Below are 6,749 nucleotides of genomic sequence, written 5' to 3' on the forward strand. Positions count from 1 at the left end.
GGATTTCATCGCCTTGCGGGCGGACATGGACCTGCTTTCCTTCATTTCCAATTGCCCACAGATGAATAATCCCTGCACCGGCGGCCGACCGACGCCAATCAAGGTGGAGATCAGCGTGCTCTGACAGCACGGCGTCGCAGCCGCGCACCAAAATGAGTTCGTGTGGTGGATTTGAAGCTCCTAAACGCGGATGCCACCAAAATGACAGGAACTTCAAATCCGCCACACTAGTCCCAGGCGACATAAGCGCGCGGAGGATTGGGTGTTACGAAGTTTTCTCCGCTGGCGCGGGCGGTGGTGAAAAATCCGAAGCTGTGGGGGTCGCCAAAGATATCGTTGTAAAAGATCCTTCCATAAATGTTGACGTCCACGCCAGGGGGCGGCGTTTCGCGGCGGATTTTACTTAGATCTATCAATGTAAGCGGGTGATCCCGAACCCCGGGCGGAATCCACGCGACAAACCGAATCTCTGTGTAGTCGGGCGCGTTCGGAGGGTTCCCGGCCGCACACCAACCCATGCCGATTTTGGTGATTTCGCCGGGTGTTCTGCCGCCGTTATGCACGACGAGCCGGAACATTTTTCGATCTTGGGATGGGGAGCCGCCGCCCGCGATAAAAGCGCGCTCGAGTTTCGTGAAGCTGAGTTTGGCAAGATTAGCGGACTCGCTCGCTGAGCGGGCCGAGGTTTCGGCGCGGGCGGTGCCCTTTTTGATCAGGAGCAGTTGCCATAGGAACATGACGACCTGAAGAACGAGGACAACCACTTGCACGGCGCCGACCACGATCAGCCCGTGGGTGAATCCACCAAGCGCATTCGTGGCCGTTACAAGGCGATCGCCTGAGGCGACAAGCTGATTGGTCGCATTGACGAGGCTTTCGACAGCCTCAGCCGCCTTGGCTTCGGCTGCTGCGGCCTGTCGCTGTATCTCGAGCGTTTCCTTCCTCTCGTCTTTGGCCTGATCGTCAGGTGGGCTGAGCGGGGTCGACTCAACCTTCTGTACCGGCACCGCCGGCACCCCCGTGATACCTTGGTCGCCTTGACGTGCTGGCGACTGCTTCTGCGGAACGAGTGACTGGGGCTGCGGTGTGCGGGAGCCGGGCGGGGTTTGCTGAGCGCCGGCGGTCGATGCCATTGCGATGAGGACCGCGACGGCAATGCTTGCTCCAAGCCTCATGGCGACCTCGGCATCGTTTGGTTGATTTACCAAAGACCTCGGAATTCACGAGAGTATTCTATCTTGTTTTTTCAACTCGACGGCCGCCGCAAGAATGTTCTTAAAATGTTCTCATGGTACGAAGACGGCATGGAGACATCGTTACCGTGGCGGACGCCGCAGAATCCCGACGTTTCCTGTGGATTCTTTGCAAGTCCTGCGGCCACGCATCGAGGTTCGACCCCCGCCGGATACTGAAACTTTTGCGCACCGATATTTCGCTGGACGACGCCGGCCGCCGGTTCGCGTGTCGGCGCTGCAATCATCGAAGTGTTGCTATCGTGGTCGACGATCGGGCGTTACCTCGGCGAGACTGAAAGGCAAAGGGCCGCGCACCCAGCTCGCTGATGCCGTCGCCCAGAGTCCCGTCGTGTTTTTTTGCCACGTGTCAACGTGTCGACGACACCGAATTCATTCTGCGCAGATTGCGAGCCACGACATCGAGATACCAGCCGTGATGCGCAACCTCCGCCTTGGCGGGGAGCTTTGCCAGGTCGAACCAATGGATTTTTGCGATGGACGGGCGTATCTCCGCCGCCACGGCGTCGTCGATTTTCAGCAGATAGTGCAATGCCAGGTGCCAAGATCCGTCGTTGCCCTGAAACGAATCGACCGTGAATATTTGAGGTGCTGGAATGCTGAGACCAATCTGCTCATGCAGGACGCGGGCTGCCGCCTTGTCGGGATGCTCGCGCTCCCGAATGACGTCGTTGGGCAGGAACCACCCCGCTTGCCTGTCCGGTGGTGTGGAGAATTGCACCATCAAAAGGCGTTCGCCATGCAAGATCGTAACATCGACGATCGGCTTGATGGCCCACACGTCCATATTCGCCCTCCGCCATTAGACCGAAATCGGTTGATCGAGGCATCGGCTTGATCACAAGTGGACACGGTAACACGAGACGCTCACGACTTATTCGACGAAACCTGGACGACACAGCGATCAGTGGAGATGATTTTCTGGGGGAGGGCGACGCAAAGGCTCGTGCATGAGTTCGTCGATCTGGCGCTGAAGCATGGCAAGATCGCTCCAGCCCTTCCGCTCGCCCGGAATCCACCTTGCCCGCAAATACCCAGCACGGTCGATCAGGAATTCGATATGCCGAAGCGGCGACGAGTTTTCTCCCCCGCTCGGCACACGACGAAAGAGGGTGTAGGTTGCGACCGCATCCGGGTCGGGCTCCGCCAAGAACGTCGACTGCGCCGCGAGGTCCTCGGGAAGCAGCACTTCGGTGTCGTTTTCCATCGGAATTGCGATCATGCGCAGGCCCGCCGCTTCGAGAGACGGTCTTGCCGCACCGAGCGTCTCAATGCGCGTGAGTGAGTCGGGTACGCTATAGAAAATCAGCAGCACGTTCGTTTTACCCCGCAGGCCGGAAAGCGTTTCCTGGTCACGACCATGGAGCTGAAACGCGATGTCCGGAGCCACGATCGGCTGAAATGGCTGGACGAGATAGGTCATCACATTCGCTTGCTCGACATCGGCTTGCGCACGGAGAAAATTGACGAGATCCCAACGGCGGTTTTCGTCGAGTCGATCGCCAAAGGCGGGCATGGGGGTGTTTTTCACGCCATTGCTGATCCACCAGAAAAGCACGCCTTCGCCGTGATGAAAGAAATGCCCGCTCGTAAGATCGGCGGGTGTCACGGGCAAGGCAGCAGCGGCCGGCCCGTCGCCATAGCCGTGCGGCCCGTGGCAGATCGCACAATTCTGGAAATAAAGCAGCCGGCCCCGTGCGATGGAAGCCGTATCGTAAGCGATGGGCGAGCGGTAAAAGCTCGTCGGATAGGCTTCAATGAGAGCGTAGCGCGCGGGAATTGCCGCCGCGATGCCGATGGCGACAAATCCAGCCACGAATCTCCCCCATGCGCGGTGGTAAAAGCTCCATGCGATCGCCAAGACGCCGGCGAGCGCGAGCACACCCGCTTTGAGGAAGATGATTCCGAAACCCTTTTTCAGGGAGAGGTTCGCGGTGGCGAAAACCGTCATATCGAGCTGGTAGGGAAAGGGCCAATCGGGCTGCTCGCCGGCGGCCGGTGCCGCCGCGACGAGCGCGCCCACCGCACCGAGAATTGCGAGCCCGACGACGATTTCGGCGATCGTGTTGCGGCGGAGCCTTCCGATGACCGCCTGTTTATAGGCACCTGATCGGTCCGAAGACGCAAGCTGCGGCGCATACCGCTGACGATTGAATGCGGCTAGCGTCAACAACAGTAAAAAGAGCGCTAGCTTCACGAGCAGAATGTGGCCGTAGTCGGTGCCGACAAGGGCCGGAACACTGCCGACCAGAAACCAGCTATTCGCGATGCCGGTCAACAAAATGACGGCTACGCATACGATGCCGAGGGTCGAGAAGCGCTCCACTGCATCGCGTGCAATGCGAAACCGGATCGACGACTTCGGATCGTCCACCCGCGTCAGCACGTAGGCAAGGCCCGGCAAAGAACCGAGCCAAGCGCCCGCCGCCAAGAGATGGAGCATGTCGACGCCGAGGCGAAAGCCGCCCGCCGTGCCCAAGCGATCATTGGAATGTCCGACCAGGGCGAGGGAGGCGAGCAGCACGGCGGCGAGCCCACCTCCAAGCGCTTCGCCGACCGGGCTCTCCTTCGCGGCCGATCGATGCAAGAGAATCATAAGTGCGATTGCCAAAAGTGCGGCGATCGCGAGCCGCAGTTGCCATACCTGTCCGAAATTTGTCTTGACCAAAAAATCGCCGAGGACCTGCGGGGCCAAGGCATCCGCAAGCGATTTACCGCTGACACCGGCGGCGGTGATCCAGAACAAGACCGCACCCGTGAACAATGCGGCGATCAGGCCGGCAAGCGCCGACCGCAGCAAGAATTGCCGGAGGATGCGGCACTCGTCGGCCGAATTTCCGACTGCATTCGCCGTGGGGCGGGCGATCGCAATCGCAAATGCAAATGTCCCGAAGAGGAGCAGGGTGCTCGCATAGTGGCAGGCTCGCGCGACGGCACTTAGGAAGAAGCTTGGCTCAACGATTTGCTGAACCCACATCCGCTCACGGTACCACCTTGAACGTGAATTTGCCCTCGGTCTTATGGGTATCGACCGACGTGATCTGCCAGGTCACCGTGTAGGTTCCGGGACGAAGAGGCGGGAGCGAAATACGTAAAATCTTTGCGTCGGCGGGATCGGACGAGGTATCGCCTTTGTCGACTTCTTCGCCGTCGGCGCCCGCGACCTTGATGGCGCTGTAGGCGGGCTCTAGCGCTTCGCTGAACCACAGCTTAACTTCGGGTGGCGAGCCGTGAACGGTGCTCCCCCCGACCGGTTCGGAGCGGCGGAGATGGGCATGCGCGAGTGCCGCCCCCGTCATGGAAAGAAGCCCGATAAAGGCAAGAACGGCAAGCTTGATCTTCGGCATGGTCAACCCATCCGTCATCATTGCGCGTTGAGACCGGGCGGAAAAATCGGCGCGTGCTCCTTCATATTGACCGGATCGTAATGCTTCTCCATTTCCTCAACACCAAAGTGCCTTTCCTGGAGCAAATCCGCGGCTGGCCGGTTCGCATGGACCGCCGTCTCGTCGATGCGGACCTGGGTGAGGGGCAGCAAGATGTTGCCGTAGAAATTAGGCCCGGAGGCGAGCAAATAGCGCGCCGTGCCTGGGCCGGGTTCAAACAGCACGTAGCTCACCATGGCGAAAGCCACACCGTTCGAATCTTGCACCGGCCGCCCGATGAGTGGTGCCTGATTGGTCATGGCAAGTCCGCGCTCGGGCACGCCCGGACGAGCGAACCATGCCGGGTCCTCGTCCGCCGCCTGCGACGGCAGCCACGCGAGGCAAACAGCGACAAGAAAAAAAGCGGCGGCGATCCTTGAGGTGAGGTGCATGGCGTCCTCCTTTCTCGACCTTATAGCATGCGCGCGCTTGCAGGCAGAACGCAGACTGGACGCGCAATATTGCTTTTGCCTCGACGGAGCTAAGGCGTGCAAAGATGGAATGAATATTTCGAATGGTCGTGAAGAAGACGCCGGTGACGAAATCGGCGTGCGAAACGCCGCGTCGATGCGGTTATCCCCTGGCCGACGATCCAGACTTATTGGATAACGAGCGGAAACTCCTCCGTCGCCAGCGCCTCGCCGGGCTTCAGGCGCTCATCGAGGCCGGGGAAGGGGGGAGACGTTTCCCCGCGACGTACTGCGTAGACGGCGTCGTCGCCGAGCCAGCGGGAAGCGAAGGCGCGCCGTCGACTTTGTGAGGGGTTGCCGGGTGCGCCGTGCACGGTCAGGAAGTGGAAGGCGATCGCGTCGCCAGGTTCGACATCCCAGCTCAGCAGCCGGTAATTCGCGCGATTGGCGCTGATGTCCGGCATGTCCTCGAGTGAATCGTTCTTATGGTCGTAGGCGATGCCCGTGAATTTACGCGGCCGGAACCACCGTCCCCATGCGTGTGAGCCGGCAACGAACTCGACGCAAACATCCTTCGAAACAGAATCGAGCGGCGTCCACAAGCTGAGATTCTGTTTGCCATCGACGCAGTAATAGGGCTGATCGTGATGCCAAGGCGTAATCTCCCGCGTGCCTGGCTCCTTCACCAGGATATGCTCGTGGAAGAAGCGCACCGTGCGCGAGCGCATGAGCGCGCGAGCGACCTCGGGGGCGGGGCTGTTGAACACAAAATCCCGGTACTCCGGAATCCGCGCCCAGTTGCAGTAGTCGCCGACGAAGCGCCCGCCACTGCCCTCGGGCGTATAGACGCGCTGGTAGCGGCCCGGTTCCTGGAGATTGCGCTCGACCCCGGCACGAAGCGTTTCCACCCAATCGCAAAACACACCCTTGAGGAGCACCGCTCCATCGGCGCGAAAGGCCTCGATCGTGTCCTGGCTGATCGTCATCGATCACACCCCCTTGTCCCGCGCGATTGATAACACCTCGCCAAATGGGCGGCAAGGTCGCGCCGACCTGTGCCCGAAACGCGCACCGCCGGGGCAATGCTAAGGCGCTTGTCCGGGTTCGAGGGTGAAAAGCTCCTGGGGCCGCCCGACGCCGCGCAGCGCATAGCGCCCGATCGAGACGAGGCGGTCCCGCTCCGGGCCCGCCGCATCGGCGAACGCGGCCGAGAGCAGGATTTCCTGGTCGACTGAGCGGCACATGGCCGCGATACGGCTCACTTCGTTCACGGCAGGCCCCACGACGGTGAAGTCGAGCCGGTCGGCGCTGCCGACATTGCCGTAGAAAACCGCACCGACGTGAAGTCCGAGATACATGTGCGTTGTCGGCAGGCCGGAATCCGCCCGCTTGGCGTTGAGGGTCACGATGCGCTCGCGTGCTGCGATTGCGGCGTCGAGTGCGGCAGCGCAAGCCGCCGCCCAAGCCTCTCCCTCGGTTTGCGCCGTCACCGCGGCATCGCCTACTTCGGGCGCGCGGAAGATCGCGAGGATGCCGTCGCCCATGAGCTTCAGGACGTTGCCGCCGGCGTCATGGATTGCGATGATGACAGCGTCCGCATAGTCGTTGAGGAGGGGGATGATCTCCTCGGGCGGTGCCGTGTCGGTGATGCGGGTATAGCC

Annotated in this window: 8 protein-coding genes; 1 reads left to right on the top strand and 7 read right to left on the bottom strand. The window is 60.9% G+C overall.

Features of this window, described 5'->3' with window-relative positions; all coding sequences use genetic code 11:
* The coding region (locus VEJ16_09960; GenBank protein ID HYB09984.1) for an urea carboxylase at positions 1-124 on the top strand (124 nt) is incomplete at its 5' end.
* A gap of 103 nt (positions 125-227) precedes the next feature.
* Here the strand turns inward: VEJ16_09960 and VEJ16_09965 are convergent.
* The 7 genes from VEJ16_09965 to VEJ16_09995 form a co-directional block, all read right to left on the bottom strand.
* Positions 228-1,175 carry a hypothetical protein gene (locus VEJ16_09965; protein ID HYB09985.1) on the bottom strand — a complete coding sequence of 316 codons (948 nt, stop codon included), beginning with the start codon at positions 1,173-1,175 and terminating at the stop codon, positions 228-230.
* A gap of 427 nt (positions 1,176-1,602) precedes the next feature.
* Positions 1,603-2,040, bottom strand: coding sequence for an NUDIX domain-containing protein (locus VEJ16_09970; protein ID HYB09986.1), 438 nt, complete (start codon positions 2,038-2,040; stop codon positions 1,603-1,605).
* A gap of 117 nt (positions 2,041-2,157) precedes the next feature.
* Complete coding sequence (gene copD / locus VEJ16_09975; protein ID HYB09987.1) at positions 2,158-4,230, bottom strand: copper homeostasis membrane protein CopD; 2,073 nt, start codon at positions 4,228-4,230, stop codon at positions 2,158-2,160.
* Positions 4,231-4,234: 4 nt separating this feature from the next.
* Positions 4,235-4,600 carry a copper homeostasis periplasmic binding protein CopC gene (copC, locus tag VEJ16_09980; GenBank protein HYB09988.1) on the bottom strand — a complete coding sequence of 122 codons (366 nt, stop codon included), beginning with the start codon at positions 4,598-4,600 and terminating at the stop codon, positions 4,235-4,237.
* 17 nt (positions 4,601-4,617) lie between these two features.
* Positions 4,618-5,070 (bottom strand): PRC-barrel domain-containing protein, encoded by a 453-nt coding sequence (locus tag VEJ16_09985; GenBank protein HYB09989.1) that lies wholly within the window; start codon positions 5,068-5,070, stop codon positions 4,618-4,620.
* 206 nt (positions 5,071-5,276) lie between these two features.
* Positions 5,277-6,074, bottom strand: coding sequence for a phytanoyl-CoA dioxygenase family protein (locus tag VEJ16_09990; protein ID HYB09990.1), 798 nt, complete (start codon positions 6,072-6,074; stop codon positions 5,277-5,279).
* A gap of 99 nt (positions 6,075-6,173) precedes the next feature.
* On the bottom strand, positions 6,174-6,749 hold a 576-nt coding region (locus tag VEJ16_09995), incomplete at its 5' end, for an adenylate/guanylate cyclase domain-containing protein (protein HYB09991.1).

This window comes from Alphaproteobacteria bacterium (genome assembly GCA_035625915.1).
Lineage (GTDB): Bacteria > Pseudomonadota > Alphaproteobacteria > JACZXZ01 > JACZXZ01 > DATDHA01.